The organism is Rhodoferax sp., assembly GCF_023701345.1.
Classification (GTDB): domain Bacteria; phylum Pseudomonadota; class Gammaproteobacteria; order Burkholderiales; family Burkholderiaceae_C; genus Rhodoferax.
Genome location: NZ_JAMPXE010000012.1, coordinates 24,345 through 42,913 on the forward strand (window position 1 = coordinate 24,345; position 18,569 = coordinate 42,913).

Below are 18,569 nucleotides of genomic sequence, written 5' to 3' on the forward strand. Positions count from 1 at the left end.
ATCAAGTCAGCGTTTGCTGGTCTGATCGCTGGTTTTTGATATTTACAAATTGTCACCTGGAGACATCCCATGACCGACCTGTCCGCCGACTTCAAGGCTCTGGCCAATTACCGCCCCGTCAACAAAGTGCGCTTTGTCACCGCTGCCAGCTTGTTCGACGGCCACGACGCCGCCATCAACATCATGCGCCGCATCCTGCAAAGCATGGGCGCCGAGGTGATCCACCTGGGTCATAACCGCAGTGTCGACGAAGTGGTCACCGCTGCGCTGCAGGAAGACGCGCAGGGCATTGCCATGAGCTCGTACCAGGGCGGGCATGTCGAGTATTTCAAGTACATGGTCGATTTGCTGAAAAGCCGGGGCGGCGCGCACATTCAGGTCTTTGGCGGCGGTGGCGGCGTGATTGTGCCCAGCGAAATCAGGGAACTGATGGATTACGGCGTGGCCCGCATCTACAGCCCCGAAGACGGCCAGCGCATGGGCCTGGCCGGCATGATTGGTGACATGGTGATGCGCTGCGATAAAGACCTGACGCAATACGCACCCAAATCCATCGAGGCCATCCAGGGCCATACCGAGCTGGCCTGGCGCGCGCTGGCGCAACTCATTACCGGTCTGGAGAACGAGGCCGCTGGTGGCCAGGCCAAAGCCGCGCTTTCCAAACCGTTCAAGGCCTTGACCCAGGACATCAAGGCACTCGCAGCCACCAAGAAAATTCCCGTGCTGGGCATCACCGGCACCGGCGGCGCCGGCAAGTCCAGCCTCACCGACGAGTTGATCCGCCGCCTGCGGCTGGACCAGAACGACGCTTTGCGGGTGGCGGTGATTTCTATCGATCCGTCGCGGCGCAAGAGCGGTGGCGCCTTGTTGGGCGACCGCATCCGCATGAACGCCATCAACCCCTGGAGTCTGGGTCAACGGGTGTTCATGCGCTCACTCGCCACGCGCGACTTTGGTAGCGAGATCAGCGCCGCCCTGCCCGATGTGATTGCGGCCTGCAAGGTGGCCGGCTTCGATCTGGTCGTGGTCGAGACTTCGGGCATCGGCCAGGGCGACGCGGCCATCGTGCCGCATGTGGATGTGCCGATGTACGTGATGACGCCTGAATTTGGCGCCGCCAGCCAGCTTGAAAAAATCGACATGCTTGACTTTGCCGAGTTTGTCGTCATCAACAAGTTTGACCGCAAGGGCGCCTCTGACGCGCTGCGCGACGTGGCCAAGCAGGTGCAGCGCAACAAGGAAGCATTTACCACGCCAGTCGATCAGATGCCGGTGTTTGGCACCATGGCGGCGCGCTTTAACGACGACGGTGTCACTGCGCTTTACCAGGCATTGAAAGTGCGCCTGGCCCAGTTCGGCCTGCCGGTGAGCGAGGGCAGCCTGCCCAAAGTGGCCGTGCGCCACAGCACCAACCAGACGCCGGTGCTGCCAGCCGCGCGCACCCGCTACCTGGCCGAGATCAGTGACACCGTGCGCGGCTACAAGGCCAAGGCCCGCGCCCAGGCCAGATTGGCGCGGGAAATCCAGCAGCTCAACGCCAGCGCGCAGATGCTGCTGGAACACGACCCGTGCAAGGATGGCTCAAGCAAGCCGGGCGCTTACGGCACCGTGCTTGAATTGGCGCAGGCACGCAGCGAACGGCAGGATCCTGCTTGCGCCAAACTGCTGGCGCAGTGGCCAGCCATGCAAATGGCCTACGCCGGTGACGAATACGTGGTCAAGATCCGCGACAAGGAACTGCGCACCGCGCTCACCAGCAAGAGCCTGAGCGGCACCACCATCCGCAAGGTCTGTTTGCCGCAGTACGAGGACCACGGTGAAATCCTCAAGTGGCTGATGCTCGACAACGTGCCCGGCAGTTATCCCTACACCGCGGGCACCTTTGCCTTCAAGCGCGAAGGCGAGGACCCGACGCGTATGTTCGCCGGCGAGGGCGACCCGTTTCGCACCAACCGCCGCTTCAAGCTGCTCAGCTCCGGGATGGTGGCCAAGCGACTGAGCACCGCCTTTGACTCGGTCACGCTGTATGGCAACGACCCCGATCCACGACCAGACATTTACGGCAAGGTGGGCAACAGCGGTGTGAGCATCGCCACCATTGACGACCTGAAAGTGCTCTACGGTGGTTTTGACTTGTGCTCGCCCACCACCAGCGTGTCCATGACCATCAACGGCCCGGCACCGAGCATTCTGGCGATGTTCATGAACGCCGCCATTGACCAGAACCTGGAAAAGTTTGCCACCGACAACGGCCGTGAACCGACCGACACCGAAGCGCAGAAGATTCGTGAGTGGGTGCTGGCCAATGTGCGCGGCACGGTGCAGGCCGACATCCTGAAAGAGGACCAGGGCCAGAACACCTGCATTTTTTCCACCGAATTCAGTCTCAAGGTGATGGGTGACATCGCCAGCTACTTTGTGCACCACAACGTGCGCAACTTCTACAGCGTGTCGATTTCCGGCTACCACATCGCCGAAGCCGGCGCCAACCCGATCAGCCAGCTCGCCTTCACGCTGAGCAACGGCTTCACTTTTGTCGAGGCTTATCTGGCGCGCGGCATGCACATCGACGACTTTGCACCGAACCTGAGCTTTTTCTTCAGCAACGGCATGGACCCCGAATACACCGTGATGGGCCGGGTCGCGCGGCGCATCTGGGCCGTCGCCATGAAAGACAAATACGGTGCCAATGAGCGCAGCCAGAAGCTCAAGTACCACATCCAGACCAGTGGCCGTTCCCTGCACGCGCAGGAGATCCAGTTCAACGACATCCGCACCACCTTGCAGGCCTTGATTGCGATCTACGACAACTGCAACAGCCTGCACACCAACGCGTTCGACGAAGCCATCACCACGCCGACCGAGGACTCGGTGCGCCGCGCCATGGCGATCCAGCTCATCATCAACCGCGAATGGGGCCTGGCCAAGAACGAGAACCCGTCACAGGGCGCCTTTGTCATTGAAGAACTCACCGAGCTGGTGGAAGAAGCCGTGTTGCTGGAATTTGAGCGCATCACCGAGCGCGGTGGCGTGCTCGGCGCCATGGAGACCGGCTACCAGCGCGGCAAGATCCAGGACGAGTCGATGACGTATGAGATGCTGAAGCACACCGGCGAGCTACCCATCATCGGCGTCAACACCTTCCGCAACCCGCATGGCGACCCGGTCAATGACAAGCTGGAACTGGCGCGCAGCACCGAGGAAGAGAAGCAGAGCCAACTCACGCGCCTGGCCGACTTCCATGCCCGTCACGCCAAGGAGGCGCCCGCCATGCTCAAACGCCTGCAGCAGGCGGTGATCGACAACCTGAACGTGTTCGAGGTGTTGATGGACGCCGTGCGTGTGTGTTCGCTGGGCCAGATCACCAACGCGCTGTTTGAAGTGGGTGGGCAGTACCGGCGGAATATGTAAACATCTCGTCATTGCGAGTCGCTGCGCTCCTCGCAATGACGGAAAAGGTCGTCACTGCGAGCGTAGCGCGGCAGTCCATGCGTTCGGAAGTCATGGATTGCTTCACTGCGTTCGCAATGACTACAGCTTCAACCGCCTTTTTTGCAGCGCTTGCCGGGGTTCTTCTTGTTGTTGGTGGCCACGCCACGCTCCAGGCTGCGCATCTGGCCGTGCGGGGCGGTAAAACACACGCCCTTGGGGGCGACAGGACGGGGGCTTGCCTTGCGATCGGCTTCGGTGCGGAATTCTTTGGCCATGAGTGGACTCCAGTGGATGAATATAAAAAACCGTGATTATCTCGCACTTGGCTGTCAGAGCAGCCGCACCCGGACACTTTTGCCCTTGACCTTGCCGGCATTGAGCTTTTGCATGGCCTGCTGGGCAATGTCGCGCTGCACCGCCACGAAGGTGGTGAATTCGGTCACAACGATCTTGCCGATCTGCTCGCGCCTGAAACCGGCGTCCGCCGTCAGGGCGCCCAGCACGTCGCCGGGGCGGATCTTTTCCTTGCGGCCACCCAGCAGTTGCAGTGTGACCATGGGCGGCAGCAGCGGACCTTTGCCGGTGGGCGTGAGTTCGTCGAGCTTGTGCCAGCTGGACGGCTGCTTCTGGTATTGCTCGATCTTGCCGACCGCGCCCATTTCGTACATGGCGGCCAGGCTCAGCGCCAGACCCGACTCGCCGGCGCGGCCGGTGCGGCCAATGCGGTGCACATGGACCTCGGGGTCGGGCGTGATGTCGACATTGATCACGGCACTGAGTTCCTTGATGTCGATGCCGCGCGACGCCACGTCGGTCGCCACCAGAATGGACGCGCTGCGGTTGGCAAACTGCGCCAGCACCTGGTCGCGCTCGCGCTGCTCCAGTTCGCCGTACAACGCCAGTGCGCTGAACCCCTGGTCTTGCAGGTAGCTCACCAGGTCCTTGCATTGCTGCTTGGTGTTGCAGAACGCCAGTGTGCTGACCGGGCGAAAGTGGTTCAGCAGCCTGGCCACCACTTCAAACCGGGTGGGCCGGGTCACTTCGTAAAAACGCTGCTCGATCAGGCTTTTTTCAGCACTGTCGGCCACCGTGATCTGTTCGGGCGAGCGCATGAACTGCTTGGCCAGTTTCTCGATGCCTTCGGGGTAGGTGGCAGAAAACAGCAGCGTCTGGCGCTCGGGCGGGCACTGCTTGGTGACGGTCACGATGTCGTCCAGAAAACCCATGTCGAGCATGCGGTCGGCTTCATCGAGTACCAGGGTATTGAGGGCTTCCAGTGAAAGATAGCCGCGCGCCAGATGGTCCATCACGCGCCCGGGTGTGCCGACCACGATGTGCGCGCCGTTTTCAAGAGACGCACGCTGGCCGCGCAGCGCCACGCCGCCGCACAGCGTGACCACCTTGATGTTGTCGAGCGCGCGGGCCAGCCGACGCACCTCCACCGCCACCTGGTCCGCCAGTTCGCGCGTCGGGCATAAGACGAGGGCTTGCACCGCAAAGCGGCGCGGGTTGAGCCGCTCCAGCAGCGCCAGGCCAAAGGCGGCGGTCTTGCCGCTGCCGGTCTGGGCCTGGGCGATCAGGTCCCGTCCGGCCAGCGCCGTCGGCAGGCTGGCCGCCTGGATCGGCGTCATGGTCAGGTAGCCCAGCTGCTGCAGGTTGTCCAGCGTGGCGGGGTTGAGCGGCAGGGCGCTGAAAGCCAGGGATGTGGTGTTGGTCATGGCAGGCAATCAGGCAAAGTAAGCGGTCACAAAATCTTCAAACGGCTCTTGGGGGGTGACATCGAGCTGCTGTTGCGCGGCCAGCGATTGCTGCACGCTGGTCTTGAATTTGGCCAGGGTATCGGCACTCAGCGGGCTGGCTTGCAGGCTCTGGGTGTGGACTTTTGACATGTCAAACGCAAAGTTGAAGTAGCCACCGTGTTGTTTGATCGCTTCCAGCACCTGGGCCGAGGGCGTGCGCTCGGGCTGGTCGATGCGGGTACGCAGGTCCTGCATGGCCTGCTGGTAGCGCTGGCCGCCGTAGGCGGTATCCAGCATGGCGGCAAACGGCGCCATCTCGTCAAACAACTCATGCGCCAGCGCGCGCAGCGGCTGCTCGCGGTTATGCACCAGCAAATGCAGACCGGGTTGGCGGCCACGCGTGACCACGCGGCGTTTGTTTTCGTCGTTTTCGCTTTGCTCACGGCTGGTGATGGGCGGGCTGGCGCGAAACAGGCACATCAGCAACAACACGTCGGCAAACAGGCTTTGCTCGGGTGCAATGCCGATGTCAATGAACGGATTCAGGTCAAACAGCCGCATTTCAAGGTACTGCACGCCCAGGGTGCGCAGCGCCTTGGCCGGGCGCTCGCCGTTGGGGGCGATGCGCTTGGGGCGCATGGGGGCATAAAACTCGGCTTCCAGCTGCAGCAGGCTGTCGCTGAGCTGCTTCCAGCGGTCACCGTCGCGTACGCCGAGCTCGGCGTAGTAGGGGTCGGGCGTGCGAATGGCTGCTTCCAGAGCGGCGCTGTACTCGGCCAGCGAGTTGAAGCTGATATTGAGCTTGTCTTGCGCGTGGTTCTGGTAACCCAGGTCGCTCATGCGCAGGCTGGTGGCGTAGGCGCCGTGCAGGGTGCCGGGCACCAGTTCGGTCAGGTCGCTGGGGTGTCCCTGCAGAAACGACCGGCACACCGCCGGCGAGGTGCCAAACAGGTAGGGCACCAGCCAGCCATAGCGCAAGAAGTTGCGGATCAGGCCAAAGCTGCGCTGGTCGATGAAGTCCTGCAAGTTGGGCTCGCCGCCGCAACAGTCGCGCAGGGCCAGCCAGAAGTCCTGCGGCAGCGACCAGTTGTAGTGGGCGCCGGCAATGGTCTGCATGGCGCGACCATAGCGCAGCCCCAGGCCCTCGCGGTACACCATCTTGAAGCGCGCCGCATTGGTGGGGCCGTAGTCGGCAATGGCAATGTCGGCATCGGTGCCAATTTTGCAGGGCATCGAGCCCGCCCAGAGGAACTCACCTTCAAGCTGCTGCGCACTGAAGCGGTGGACGTCTTTTAAAAATGCCAGCGGAAAGCCGGGCTCGCTGGACGGCGGCGTGATGAATTCGAGCAGCGCCTCGGCGTAGTCGGTGGTGATCCAGGGATGCGTCAGCTTGGAGCCCAGCGCCTTGGGGTGCGGTGTTTTGGCGAGTTGGCCACTGCGGTCAATGCGCAGGCATTCGCGTTCATAGCCGCGCTGAATCCCGCGCAGCAAGCGGGCTTGCGCGACTTCGGAAAACTGGCGGACTTCGTTGCAACAGGTAAATTTCAGCATGTCTGGGTTGTTGTCGGATTCACGGGTGCAGAGTATGGCAGTTTTGCAACGGGCGCAGTCACCCCCATGTTGCCGTGGCGTGGAACAATCGGCCCATGTCTTACCTACCTGCTTTCATCGCGCCCATGCGCTTTACCGACCCGGCTGCTGCCCTGGCGCAGACGCGGCTGATTTATGACAACAGCATTGCCCACTTGCGCCAGGCCATGCAGCGCTATGTGGCGGGTGAAGACTTGCCCGGCCATGTGCGCGGTTGCTACCCCTTTGTGCGGGTGCAGACCGACACCGTGACGCGCCAGAGTTCAAGCGAATCATCGCGTCTGAGCTACGGTTTTGTGGCCGGGCCGGGCCGTTTCGAGACCACGCTGACCCGGCCCGACCTGTACGCCAAATATTATCTGGAGCAGTTCACCCTGCTGCTGGACAACCACGGCATGGCGCTGGAAGTGGGCACCAGCAACCAACCTATTCCCGTGCATTTTTCCTTTGCCGAGGATGGCCATGTGGAAGGCAGCCTGAGCCCGCAGCGGCGGCAATTGATGCGCGATGTCTTCGACCTGCCCGACCTGGCCGCCATGGACGACGGCATTGCCAATGGCACCCACGCGCCGCACCCCGGCGAGCCGCAACCCCTGTCGCTGTTCACCGCGCCCCGGGTCGACTATTCGCTGCAGCGCCTGCGCCACTACACCGGCACCGCGCCCGAGCATTTTCAGAACTTCGTGTTGTTCACCAACTACCAGTTCTACATTGACGAATTTGTCCGGCTCGGCCATGAGGCGATGCAGGACGCCGCCAGTGACTATGTTGCTTTTGTCGAGCCGGGCAATGTGGTGACGCAAAAAGTGGCGGGCATTGCGAGCGCCTTGAACCCGACCGTCGTCACTGCGAGCGAAGCGCGGCAGTCCATGACTTCGGAAAACCTGGATCGCCACGCTTCGCTCGCGATGACGGCAAATAGCAAAGCTCCCCCGCGCTTGCCGCAAATGCCCGCCTACCACCTAGTGCGCGCTGACGGTAGCGGCATCAGCATGGTCAATATCGGCGTCGGCCCCGCCAATGCCAAGACCATCACCGACCACATTGCCGTGCTGCGCCCGCACGCCTGGATCATGCTGGGCCACTGTGCCGGTCTGCGCAGCAGCCAGCAACTGGGCGACTACGTGCTGGCGCACGGCTATGTGCGCGAAGACCATGTGCTTGACGAGGAACTGCCGCTGTGGGTGCCGATCCCCGCGCTGGCCGAAGTGCAGGTGGCGCTGGCCTCTGCCGTGACACAGGTCACGCAACTCCAGGGGCTGGAACTCAAGCGCATCATGCGCACCGGCACCGTGGCCAGCACCGACAACCGCAACTGGGAGCTATTGCCCGACAACGGCCCGCAGCGCCGCTTCAGCCAGAGCCGCGCCGTGGCGCTGGACATGGAAAGCGCCACCATTGCCGCCAACGGCTTCAGGTTTCGCGTGCCCTACGGCACCCTGCTGTGTGTCAGCGACAAACCGCTGCACGGCGAGATCAAGCTGCCCGGCATGGCCAACCACTTTTACCGCGAGCGGGTGGACCAGCACCTGCGCATTGGCATCCGTGCGCTGGAGTTGCTGCGCGAGCAGGGCATCGACCAGCTGCACAGCCGCAAATTGCGCAGCTTTGCCGAGGTGGCGTTCCAGTAAGTTGGGTCAAAAAATAACGACTACATTTAACTTCTATTAAAAATAGTCGCGACTAATTTTAATAATTGTTTAAAATGGTCGAATGAAACGTTATTTGGACGACCGGGTTCGACAGGATTTGAAACAAAAAATGGTGGTGTTGACTGGCCCTCGTCAAGTCGGCAAGACCACACTCAGCCGCCAGCTGGTTGGTGAACTGCCTGGTTCGCAATACCTGAACCATGACGTGGCTGCGCACCGGGCGGTAATAGTGGCGCAGAGTTGGCGCGCCAGTGCCCCGCTGCTGGTGCTGGATGAAATCCACAAAATGCGCGACTGGAAGAGCTGGCTCAAAGGCGTTGCCGATGGCCGCACCCCTGGCCAGCAACTGCTGGTGACGGGCAGCGCGCGCATGGACACCTTTCGTCAAAGCGGTGAGTCGTTGGCAGGGCGCTATTTCCGGCTGCGCTTGCACCCGCTCTCTGTGCGTGAATGGTCTGAACAAATGCAGGTGCCTGCGTCGGCGGCGTTAACGCATCTGCTCAATCGAGGTGGTTTTCCCGAGCCTGCGCTGGCTGCCAGCGATGCCGATGCCCAGCGCTGGCGTGCCGACTATTTTTCGGGTCTGGTGCGTGAGGATGTGCTGGAGTTTTCCCGCTTGCAGGAAGTGAATGCCATGCGTTTGTTTGCCGAGATGCTGCGTTCGCGCGTGGGCTCGCCGCTGTCGCTGGCTTCGCTGTCGCGCGATCTGGGTGTGTCTTCCGTCACGCTGGGCAAATACCTGGACATTTTGCAGGCGCTGTTCATTGTGTTTGTGGTGCGCCCGTGGCACCGCAACATTGCCCGCGCGACCCTGCAGGCGCCCAAGGTCTATTTTTATGACACTGGCCTGGTGCAAGGGGACGATGGCATCCGCTTTGAAAACCTGGTGGCTTGCCATTTGCTCAAAAACGTGCAGTGGCAGCAAGACACGCGCGGTGCGGCGGTTGACCTGCACTACATCCGAACCAAGGACGATTCTGAAATTGACTTTTGTTTGAGCGAAGGCGACGCCCTGACGCATCTGGTGGAGTGCAAGCTGTCTGACACCAAGGCGCAGCGCAGCTTGGCCCGGTTTGCCGCTGAGTGGCCGCAGGCGCAAGCGATTCAACTGGTGCGCGAGTGCCGCGCTGAAGCCGATGTGGGAAGGGTACAGGTTCGCGACGCCGCACCTTGGCTGGCCGGGCTCGAGGTTTAAACCATGTCCACCCTGCTGCACATTGAACGCTTGGATGCGGGGGTGCGCGCGTTGCTGGACAGCGGCGCGACCAGCGTGCTGGACCTGGGTTGCGGGCCGGGCGAGCTGCTGCTGCGCCTGCGCGAACACCCGCAGTTTGTGCGCCTGCTGGGCATCGACATCGATGCGCGGGCGCTGGCGGATGCGCGCGCGGTGATGGGGCTGAACTGGCTGCAGCCCGATCCGCGGCTGGCGGTGCGTCTCGGTTCGTTTGAAGAGGTCGATGCCGAACTGAAAGGCTTCGATGCCGCAGTGATGTTGGAGACCATCGAGCACATCGCGCCCGGCCACCTGCCCCGGGTGGAGCGCGCCGTGTTTGCCGGCATGCATCCGCGGCTGCTGCTGGTGACCACGCCCAATCAGGAATACAACGTGCTGCACGGCATGGCTGCCGGGCGCAAACGGCATTCCGGCCACCACTTCGAGTGGACCCGGGCCCAGTTTCAGCATTGGGCTGGCGGGGTGGCCCAGCGCCATGGCTACAGCGTCAGTTTTTCCGATCTGGGTCCGCCTGACCCGGTGCGCGGCAGCTCGACCCAGATGGCGAATTTTGAAACCTTGCGGGTCAGACCACTTTGCGAAGCAAACGTGCTCTGACCCCAACAAATTAGACAGCTTGCGGGTCAGACCACTCGCATAGCGACGTGCTCTGACCCCATCTGATTGGATGAATTCAAGCCGCCCGCGGCCTGACCTTTGACGCCGCCAGCTTGGCATTCACGCGGGCCTGTTCCATGTCCGCATGCGCCGCCAGAACCACACCCATGCGGCGCTTGACGAAGCTCTCGGGTTTGCCAAACAGGCGGATGTCGGTGCCGGGCACGCGCAGGGCGTCATCGACACCGTCAAACACAACGCCCACGGCGTCGACACCGCCATAAATCACGGCGCTGGCGCCCGGGTTGCGCAGCGCGGTGTTGACCGGCAGGCCCAGGATGGCGCGGGCGTGCAGCTCGAACTCGCTTTGCCATTGGGTGGTGAGCGTGACCAGGCCGGTGTCGTGCGGGCGCGGCGACACTTCGCTGAACCACACCTGCTCGCCCTTGATGAACAATTCGACGCCAAAAATCCCCAGTCCCGAGGCCTGGCCATCGAGCTCGACACCGAGGTCGTCGGTGACGGTTTTGGCAATCTGGCGGGCTTTTTCCAGCGCCGCCGGCTGCATCGGGTGCGGCTGCCAACTCTCCACGTAGTCGCCATTGACCTGGAGATGGCCCACCGGTTCGCAAAAATGGGTCTCTATCTGACCGTCGGCACTCTTGGCGCGCACCGTGAGCAGGGTGATTTCGTAGTCAAAGTCGATAAAGCCTTCCACAATCACGCGGCCGTGGCTGACGCGGCCACCGGCCATCGCTTGGTCCCAGGCGGGCTGCACATCGGCCGGGCCGCTGAGTCTGCTCTGGCCCTTGCCGGACGAGCTCATCACCGGCTTGACGATGCAGGGGTAGCCAATGCCCGGTTTGTCAGCCACGCCGTCGATGGCCGCCTGCAACTCGGCCAGCGAGTCGCAAAACCGGTAGGGGCTGGTCGGCAGGCCCAGGACCTCAGAGGCCAGGCGGCGGATGCCCTCGCGGTCCATGGTCAGGCGCGCAGCGCGGGCGGTAGGGATCACGCGCACCACACCGGTGGCCTCCAGCACCTCGAGCATGGGGGTGGCAATGGCTTCGATCTCGGGCACCACCAGGTCGGGTTTCTCCTCTTCGATCAGTACCCTCAGCAGGGCCGGGTCGCTCATGACGAGGGTGCGCGCGTGGTGCGCCACCTGGTGACCCGGCGCGTTGTCATAGCGGTCCACCGCAATGGTCTCCACGCCCAGCCGTTGTAGCGCGATCAGGACTTCCTTGCCCAGTTCGCCGCTGCCGAGCAGCATGACGCGGGTGGCGTTGGGAGACAGTGGGGTGCCGATGGTGGTCATGAGGTTTGCGCGTGGTCGCGTCCAGGTGGGGGCAAAAAGGAGGTTTTGATTCTATTCAACCTGCAATCTGCCGAAATGATCTTCGGATGGCGAGACCTGGGTGTTGATGAATCTCATTGGTGGTGCAGCTCGGCGACAATCCAGCCCATGCCTGAATCCATCCTCTCTGTTCAACACCTGGTCAAACGTTATGGCGACGCCACGGTGGTCAGCGACCTGTCCTTTGCCATTGCGCCGGGCGAATGCCTGGGTGTGATCGGCCCCAACGGGGCCGGCAAAACCACCACCATCCGCATGTGCCTGGGCCTGACGGCGCCCGATGAGGGCACGGTGACGGCGTTTGGCCTGCCAATGCCGCGCGATGCGCTGGCCATCAAGGCGCAGCTGGGGGTGGTGAGCCAGATGGACACGCTTGACCCGGACTTCAACTGCGCCGAAAACCTGCTGGTGTACGGCCGCTATTTCGGCATGAAGGACGCGCAAATCCAGGAGCGCATCCCGTCGCTGCTGGAGTTTGCCTCGCTGACCAGCAAAGCCCATGCCAAACCCGGCGAGTTGTCGGGCGGCATGAAGCGCCGCCTGAGCCTGGCGCGCGCGCTGGTCAACAACCCACGCCTGCTGTTGCTCGACGAGCCGACCACCGGCCTCGATCCGCAGGCGCGCCATCTGATGTGGGAGCGCCTGCAACTGTTGCTGCAGCAAGGCAAGTCGATTTTGCTGACCACGCACTTCATGGACGAAGCCGAGCGCCTGTGCCACCGGCTGCTGGTGGTGGACCATGGCAAGAAGATTGCCGAAGGCGCGCCGCGTGACCTGATCCGGCAGTACCTGGAACCCGATGTGGTCGAGGTCTATGGCAGTGGCGCGCTGGCGCTGGCAAATGCGCCGCTCAAGGCCATGGCGGCGCGGGTCGAGGTGAGCGGTGAAACGGTGTTTTTCTACACGGCTGACGCCAAGCCGCTGCTGCAGGCGCTGGCCGACTATCCGCAATTGCGCACGCTGCACCGCCCGGCCAATCTTGAAGATTTATTTCTCAAACTGACCGGCCGTCAAATCAGGGAGGATGCATGAGTACGCATATGAGTGCAGAAAGGAGCCCGTCGGCCTGGCGCGCACCTGCCTTGTCATGGCGCTGGTGGCCGGTGTTCCGGCGCAATTGGCTGGTCTGGAAAAAGCTCGTCATTCCGAGTCTGGTCGGCAACATTGCCGAACCGCTCTTGTGGCTGGTGGCCTTTGGCTACGGCATGGGCGCGCTGGTGGGCAAGGTGACGGTGGACGGCGTGCAGGTGCCCTACATTTTGTTTCTGGCCAGCGGGTCGATCTGCATGAGCGCCATGAATGCCGCCAGTTTTGAGGCGCTGTACTCGGCGTTTTCACGCATGCATGTGCAAAAAACCTGGGACGGCATCATGAACGCGCCGGTCAACCTGGACGACATCGTGCTGGCCGAAATGCTGTGGGCCGCTTTCAAGGCGGTCTTTACCGTGACGGCCATCCTGGGCGTGATGCTGGGCCTGGGCATCAGCTACAGTCCCAAGCTGCTGGTGGCCTGGCCGGTGCTGCTGGGCGTGGGCATCACCTTCAGTTGCGTGGCGCTGATCTTCAACGCGCTGGCCAAGGGCTATGATTTTTTCACCTATTACTTCACGCTGTTTCTGACGCCGATGATGTTCCTGAGCGGCATCTTCTTCCCGCTGGAGCAATTGCCCGCCGTGGTGCGCAGCATCTCGCAGTGGTTGCCCCTGACCAACGCGGTGGCGCTGGTGCGCCCGCTGTTCATGGACCAGTGGCCAAGCGACTGGCTGCGTCCGCTGGCGGTGCTGACGCTGTATGCCGTCGGTGGTTTCTGGGTGGCGCTGGCGCTCACGCGCAAGCGCTTTCGGGCATGACCGAGTTTGCTGAAAAAATCCAGCAGCCCCGCTTGTGGCGTGGCGACGGCTGGACCGCCCGGGTCATCAAAAATGAAGACGACGACGGCTGGGCTGTGGCCATGTTCAAGGACGGCGAGCCCGAACCGGCGCTGGTCGGCCCCTGGACCATGGGGCGCGACAAGAAGAACCCCAAGCCGCTGGACGGCAACGCCTTCGGCACGCTGGTCAAGACCGCCCGCGAGTTTGTCCGCCGCAGCGAGCAGCAACTGCACGCCGCCCTGCACCAGAGCATCACCGTTGCCGCTGGATCAACCCGCGTCACCGTTTGCCTGGACATCGTGCCCGATGAAGACAATCCCTATGCCATGCTGAGCGCCAGAGACGAGGGCGACGAACTGCTGGCCGAAGTGCGCGTGGCCGCGTCGTTCAAGCTCAAGCGCAGCAGCGCGGTGGCCTGGATCGAGGGCGGCTTTGCCAAGCCAGCGCAAAGCACGTAAAAAAGCGCCCTCGGTTCCAGACGGAGGGCGCTGTGAAGGACCCTGGCGGGTCCGAGTGCTCGTTAAGCTGTTCGAGTGGATGTCAACAGCGCCTTGGTTCCCATTCCGAGCAGCATGGCAAATCCAACCAAGGGCATGACCACTGCATAAGCCAGACCGATGAAGGGTGCGGCCACCAGCTTGCCTGTCGTTGTCAGGGCCATCAGTACCTTGCGGCCTTTTGGGTTGGCCATCATGGCCTTGCCGGCAGACCATGCCAGTATCGAGATGCCCACGAGGGGAAGCGACACAGCATAGACCAAGCCGATGAACGGGGCGGCAAAGAACAGCGCCACATTCTTCAGGTAGGTGGGGGCCTGTTTTGCAGCCCGCGATTGCACCAGGGCTTTGCCGCCAATCCAGGCCAGCATGGCGATCCCGATCAGGGGCAGCAACACCGCATAAGCCAGACCGATGAAGGGGGCTGCCAGTGCAAGCGCCAGGCTCTTGAAGCCATTTTGTTTTTCAAGCACTTCGACAGGCAGTGCTTCGCTGGAGTTGAGCATTGGCGCTGGTACGACAGACAGTACCGGGGCCGACATCGCCTTGGCCGCACTGGCCTCGATCATCTCGGGTGACAAGGGCTTGCGCATGAAATCCGAGACACCCGCCGCCTTGGCGCGCGATTCGTTTTCGGTGGTGCCAAAGCCGGTGATGATCACGACCGGTGTCCAGGGTCGACTGGACTTGACACGTTCGGCCAACTCAACGCCATCCATGCCGGGCATCTTGATGTCGGTGAAGACGACATCAAATTCCTGCTCGCGAATCCGTTGCAGGGCTTCGTGGGCATTCTGGGCCGTTGTGACCACATAACCTTTGCCTGACAAAACACGGTTGAAACTCTTGCCAACCACAGCGTCGTCATCGACGACCAGGATTTTGCGTAGTGCACTCATGATATTTCTCCTTTAAGTTCAGTTTGGTTCAGACTGCTTAACTCTAAGCATGGGTCGTGCCAACTTGAAATTAAATTTAAAAGTCTATTTTTATCAATGAGTTACATCAGTTTACAGAGTCAAGAACCCATTTAAAAAGCAACTGAAAAGCGACAAAGTACATTGGTTTTATACACCTTGACCGATTTTTCTTCAAAATAGGTCAAAAAACTAAATTAAATCAATCAGTTGAGAAAACTATTGATCCATATATTTTTTCTATACAGTCGATGTCTGGCGGGCTGCGCGAGATCCATCTCAAGCCGACAGCGGCTTGAGCAACTCCGCCAGATCGCTCTCGGAAAACAGCGGCTGTTTGCGCCCGACCGAGCCGCTGTACATGTTCTCGGCCAAGGCTGCCTTGCGCTCCTGCAGCGCCAGAATGCGTTCCTCGATGGTGCCTTGCGCCACCAGCTTCACCACCCAAACGCTGTTGGCCTGGCCGATGCGGTGGGCGCGGCCAGTGGCTTGGGCCTCGACTGCCGGGTTCCACCAGGGGTCGTAGTGGATCACTGTGTCGGCCTGCGGCAGGTTCAGACCCGTGCCGCCCGCTTTCAGGCTGATCAGGAACAGCGGCACCTGGCCGCTGGTGAACTGGTCGATGAGTTCGTCGCGTTTCTGGCTCTGGCCGGTGAGCTTGATCCAGCGGATATTGCGCTGCTTCAGCTCGGCCTCGATCAGCGTCAGCATGCTGGTGAACTGGGAAAACAGCAGGATGCGCCGCCCCTCGCTCAGCATCTCGGGCAGCATTTCCATCAATTGTTCCAGCTTGGCAGAGGCCTTGACCTTTTTGGCGGCCTCCAGCTTGAGCAGATGCGGGTCGCAGCAGACCTGGCGCAGCTTCAGCAGCGCATCCAGAATGGTGATCTGCGATTTGGCCAGGCCCTTGGCGTCGAGGGCTTCGCGCACGGTCTTTTCCATGCCCAGACGAATGGTCTCGTACAGGTCGGCCTGCTTGCCAGAGAGTTCGACGCGCATCACGGTTTCCACCTTGGGCGGCAACTCATGCGCCACCAGCGCCTTGGTGCGGCGCAGCATGAAGGGCGTAACGCGGGTGCGCAGCTGGTGCAGCGCTTCGGCGTCGCCCTGCTTTTCGATGGGGTTGCGAAACAGTTCGGTAAAGCGCTTCTGGCTGCCCAGGAAACCGGGCATCAAAAAGTGGAACAGGCTCCAGATTTCACCCAGGTGGTTTTCCATGGGGGTGCCCGACAGGCACAGGCGGTGGTTGCTTTTGAGCTCGCTGGCCACCTGCGCCGCGTTGGTGCTGGCGTTTTTGATGTTTTGCGCCTCGTCCAGCACCACCAGGTGCCAATGCGCGCCCAGCCAGTGTTCGCGGTCACGGTGCAGCAAGGAATAGGGTGCGATGACGATGTCGTGATCGGCCATGCTGCCGATGACCTCATGGCGGTCCTTGCCGTGGATCACCAGGCTGCGCAGCGCGGGGCAAAAGCGCTCGGCTTCGCGCTGCCAGTTGCCCATCAGGCTCACCGGGGCAATGATCAGCGCCGGGTGGGTCAGGCGGCCGGCGTCTTTTTCGATCTGGATGTGGACCAGGGTTTGCAGCGTTTTGCCCAGGCCCATGTCGTCGGCCAGAATGCCGGCCAGACCGTATTCGCGCAAAAACTGCAGCCAGTTCACGCCCTGCTGCTGGTACGGGCGCAGCGAGGCATTGACGCTGGGCGGGGGCAACACTTCGGGCAATTCTGCACGGCCGCTGAGGCGCTGCACCATCTCGCGCAAGTGCTGCGCGCCTTGCCAGACTGCGCCCTCGCCTAAAGCAGCGGTGGCGCGCATGGCGTCCAGGCGCGACAGCTTGAGGCTCTCGCCGGCAAAGTCATGCGCACGATCGCCCACCAGCTCCAGCAGCGCCCCCAGCCAGGGTTTGAGGTTGTCGGTGGGCAGACGGATGAAGCCGCCCGCAGGCGCGGGCAGGTAAACGAACGGCGGGATGTCGGGCAGGCCGGTGGCCGCATCGCGCGGGCTGCGCGCCGCCACCTGGATCAGTTCGGGCAAAAATGGCAGGATGTTGTGGCGCTCACCGTTGATCTCCATGCCCAGCGACAAGTCAAACCAGGGCGAGGTGGCTTCGTCATCGCCTTGCGCTTGCAGGCGCACGTCCAGCGCCTCGCCGTGCTGGATCCAGCCGGCCAGTGATTCGTCCAGTGTCAGCGCAAAGCCCGCCTGGCGCAGCGGTGCGTAGTCGTGGTCGGCCCATTGCAGCCAGACTTGCTGGGGGGCGCGGCCGGGAATGCCAAAGATACCGTCGCCGGTGGCGGTGAGGCCGAGCTGCATCAAATGGGTGAGGGCTTCCAGCTCGGCTTGCGGGTCGCGCTGCAGCAGCAGGCGCCCGGTCGCGCTGTCAAGCATCACCGTGCTGCCCTGGCCCACCCACCAGCCGCGGTGGCCGGCGTAGTCGAAGCGCAAGGTGGCCCGGATCAGACCCGCTTCGGGTACCTCGGCTGGCGCCACAGGGGTCAGGTGCAGGCAGGCCTGGGGCGTGATGCTGGTCAGGGTTTCAAGCGGTTCCAGCATGGGTGGCAAGGGCAGCGGCCCGAGCCGCTCGGCCAGAGCCACCTGGTGTTTTTTGAGTGCCGAAGCCTTCAACGGCGGACTTTTCAGCAACACCGCCAGCTGGCCCATGCGCATGTCCTTGACCTGGGCCAGGCCACAGACGCCGCGCTGGCTGTCCAGGTAAAGCGGCGGATTATTCATGCACAGTTTGGCCATGGCATGGTCGAGCCTGGCGCGCAACACCCAGGCGCTGTCGCCGGATTGGCTGGAGTCGACTTCATGCCAATGCCAGTGAACTTCCAGCGGCGCTCCCCATTGCACGGGACTGACCGGCTGTCCGTGCTTGTCGCCGATAAAAAGTCGCCCTGTGCTGGCGGCCAGTTCGAGCGCCTGCACACCGTATTTGCCTTCGAGCGTGACACGTGCCTTGAAACTGTAGCTGTAAAAGTAGCTGCTGCCCGCACTCGGCATGGTGCGCATCAGTTGCAGCACGTCGTGGTCGGTCTCGGTCGCGAAGTCGTACACCGGCTGGCCGCGCTCAGGCAGGTTCTTGATGGGTTTGGCCTTGGCCCAGCCGCCATTGAGCTTGGGGTAGGACAGCACCATTTCCAGCGTCAGCAGCGGCATGGGGCCCTGCGGGGACGACACATTCAGCAAATACAGAAACTGCTCGTGGCGTTCGATGTGGCCAGCGCGCCCGGTGGTCAGGGGGCCACTGGCGCTGCCACGCTCTAGTTCGTCGAGCCAGTGGATCACCTGGTTTTCGGCTTCGAGTTGGGCGGCAGCCTGGCGTTTTGCCAGATCGGCCTGGCGCTGGACCGCCAGTTCCTGCTCTGTTTGCGGTTTGAAGCTTGGTGCGAATGTGCTGTTGCCCAGGATTTGCTGGCCTTTGTAGGCGGCCTTGATCATCAGCGCCACGCCATGCTTGCACTGCTCACCCACCGGGCAGGTGCAGCCGCTGTCCCACGCCAGCACCTGGCCGTAGGCGCCGAGTTTGACTTCGATGGAAACTTGGTACGGCAGGCGCGCAGTGCCCTGAACCTCGCCCAGCAGCAGCCACTCTTCAGCCAGGGGTTCGATCGACAGGTTGAGTACCCGCTGGTGACGGTACAGCTCCATGCCGCGCGTGTAGGTGGCGCGGGGGGGGGGGG

Annotated in this window: 13 protein-coding genes; 7 read left to right on the forward strand and 6 right to left on the reverse strand. The window is 62.3% G+C overall.

Going from position 1 to position 18,569, the window contains the following annotated elements; all coding sequences use genetic code 11:
• Window positions 1–69 precede the first annotated feature (69 nt).
• Entirely contained in the window at window positions 70–3,411 is a 3,342-nt protein-coding gene (gene icmF / locus NDI87_RS03085; protein ID WP_296273336.1) for a fused isobutyryl-CoA mutase/GTPase IcmF, read from the forward strand.
• Between the two features lie 128 nt (window positions 3,412–3,539).
• Here the strand turns inward: icmF and NDI87_RS03090 are convergent, their stop codons facing one another.
• The 3 genes from NDI87_RS03090 to gshA are packed head-to-tail and all read right to left on the reverse strand — an operon-like array spanning window position 3,540 to window position 6,722.
• Complete coding sequence (locus NDI87_RS03090) at window positions 3,540–3,707, reverse strand: hypothetical protein (RefSeq protein WP_296273337.1); 168 nt, start codon at window positions 3,705–3,707, stop codon at window positions 3,540–3,542.
• Window positions 3,708–3,761: 54 nt separating this feature from the next.
• Window positions 3,762–5,150 carry an ATP-dependent RNA helicase DbpA gene (dbpA, locus tag NDI87_RS03095; RefSeq protein ID WP_296273338.1) on the reverse strand — a complete coding sequence of 463 codons (1,389 nt, stop codon included), beginning with the start codon at window positions 5,148–5,150 and terminating at the stop codon, window positions 3,762–3,764.
• A gap of 9 nt (window positions 5,151–5,159) precedes the next feature.
• A complete protein-coding gene (gshA, locus tag NDI87_RS03100; protein ID WP_296273339.1) occupies window positions 5,160–6,722 on the reverse strand; it encodes a glutamate--cysteine ligase in 1,563 nt (520 codons plus the stop codon).
• Window positions 6,723–6,817: 95 nt separating this feature from the next.
• Between gshA and NDI87_RS03105 the strand changes: the two genes are divergently transcribed.
• The 3 genes from NDI87_RS03105 to NDI87_RS03115 all read left to right on the forward strand — a co-directional run bounded on the left by NDI87_RS03105 (window position 6,818) and on the right by NDI87_RS03115 (window position 10,244).
• Window positions 6,818–8,392, forward strand: a complete 1,575-nt coding sequence (locus NDI87_RS03105; RefSeq protein WP_296273340.1) for an AMP nucleosidase — start codon at window positions 6,818–6,820, stop codon at window positions 8,390–8,392.
• 82 nt (window positions 8,393–8,474) lie between these two features.
• The gene (locus tag NDI87_RS03110; protein ID WP_296273341.1) at window positions 8,475–9,608 is read left to right on the forward strand and encodes an ATP-binding protein; all 1,134 of its coding nucleotides are present in this window, start codon (window positions 8,475–8,477) and stop codon (window positions 9,606–9,608) included.
• Window positions 9,609–9,611: 3 nt separating this feature from the next.
• Window positions 9,612–10,244: a methyltransferase domain-containing protein gene (locus tag NDI87_RS03115; protein ID WP_296273342.1), complete on the forward strand. Its 633-nt coding sequence runs from the start codon at window positions 9,612–9,614 to the stop codon at window positions 10,242–10,244.
• A gap of 76 nt (window positions 10,245–10,320) precedes the next feature.
• Here NDI87_RS03115 and purT read toward each other — a convergent pair whose 3' ends face one another.
• Window positions 10,321–11,562 (reverse strand): formate-dependent phosphoribosylglycinamide formyltransferase, encoded by a 1,242-nt coding sequence (gene purT, locus NDI87_RS03120; protein WP_296273343.1) that lies wholly within the window; start codon window positions 11,560–11,562, stop codon window positions 10,321–10,323.
• A 147-nt stretch (window positions 11,563–11,709) separates the two neighbouring features.
• Here purT and NDI87_RS03125 point away from each other — a divergent pair, with 147 nt between their 5' ends.
• From NDI87_RS03125 to NDI87_RS03135, 3 genes are read left to right on the forward strand one after another with little or no spacing between them, the layout of a single operon-like run.
• Window positions 11,710–12,633, forward strand: coding sequence for an ATP-binding cassette domain-containing protein (locus tag NDI87_RS03125; RefSeq protein WP_296273344.1), 924 nt, complete (start codon window positions 11,710–11,712; stop codon window positions 12,631–12,633).
• A gap of 8 nt (window positions 12,634–12,641) precedes the next feature.
• Window positions 12,642–13,451 carry an ABC transporter permease gene (locus NDI87_RS03130; protein WP_296273345.1) on the forward strand — a complete coding sequence of 270 codons (810 nt, stop codon included), beginning with the start codon at window positions 12,642–12,644 and terminating at the stop codon, window positions 13,449–13,451.
• Window positions 13,448–13,930: a hypothetical protein gene (locus NDI87_RS03135; protein ID WP_296273346.1), complete on the forward strand. Its 483-nt coding sequence runs from the start codon at window positions 13,448–13,450 to the stop codon at window positions 13,928–13,930. Before NDI87_RS03130 ends, NDI87_RS03135 begins: the two co-directional genes overlap by 4 nt.
• A 62-nt stretch (window positions 13,931–13,992) precedes the next feature.
• Here the strand turns inward: NDI87_RS03135 and NDI87_RS03140 are convergent, their stop codons facing one another.
• Entirely contained in the window at window positions 13,993–14,868 is an 876-nt protein-coding gene (locus NDI87_RS03140) for a response regulator (RefSeq protein ID WP_296273347.1), read from the reverse strand.
• Window positions 14,869–15,165: 297 nt separating this feature from the next.
• On the reverse strand, window positions 15,166–18,569 hold a 3,404-nt coding region (locus NDI87_RS03145; RefSeq protein WP_296273348.1), incomplete at its 5' end, for a DEAD/DEAH box helicase.

Coding starts and splice junctions, on each gene's coding strand:
- NDI87_RS03115 (WP_296273342.1), top strand. CDS start 9,612: ATGTCCACCCTGCTGCACATTGAACGCTTGGATGCGGGGGTGCGCGCG.
- NDI87_RS03135 (WP_296273346.1), top strand. CDS start 13,448: ATGACCGAGTTTGCTGAAAAAATCCAGCAGCCCCGCTTGTGGCGTGGC.
- NDI87_RS03130 (WP_296273345.1), top strand. CDS start 12,642: ATGAGTGCAGAAAGGAGCCCGTCGGCCTGGCGCGCACCTGCCTTGTCA.
- NDI87_RS03125 (WP_296273344.1), top strand. CDS start 11,710: ATGCCTGAATCCATCCTCTCTGTTCAACACCTGGTCAAACGTTATGGC.
- dbpA (WP_296273338.1), bottom strand. CDS start 5,150: ATGACCAACACCACATCCCTGGCTTTCAGCGCCCTGCCGCTCAACCCC.
- icmF (WP_296273336.1), top strand. CDS start 70: ATGACCGACCTGTCCGCCGACTTCAAGGCTCTGGCCAATTACCGCCCC.
- purT (WP_296273343.1), bottom strand. CDS start 11,562: ATGACCACCATCGGCACCCCACTGTCTCCCAACGCCACCCGCGTCATG.
- NDI87_RS03090 (WP_296273337.1), bottom strand. CDS start 3,707: ATGGCCAAAGAATTCCGCACCGAAGCCGATCGCAAGGCAAGCCCCCGT.
- gshA (WP_296273339.1), bottom strand. CDS start 6,722: ATGCTGAAATTTACCTGTTGCAACGAAGTCCGCCAGTTTTCCGAAGTC.
- NDI87_RS03105 (WP_296273340.1), top strand. CDS start 6,818: ATGTCTTACCTACCTGCTTTCATCGCGCCCATGCGCTTTACCGACCCG.
- NDI87_RS03140 (WP_296273347.1), bottom strand. CDS start 14,868: ATGAGTGCACTACGCAAAATCCTGGTCGTCGATGACGACGCTGTGGTT.
- NDI87_RS03110 (WP_296273341.1), top strand. CDS start 8,475: ATGAAACGTTATTTGGACGACCGGGTTCGACAGGATTTGAAACAAAAA.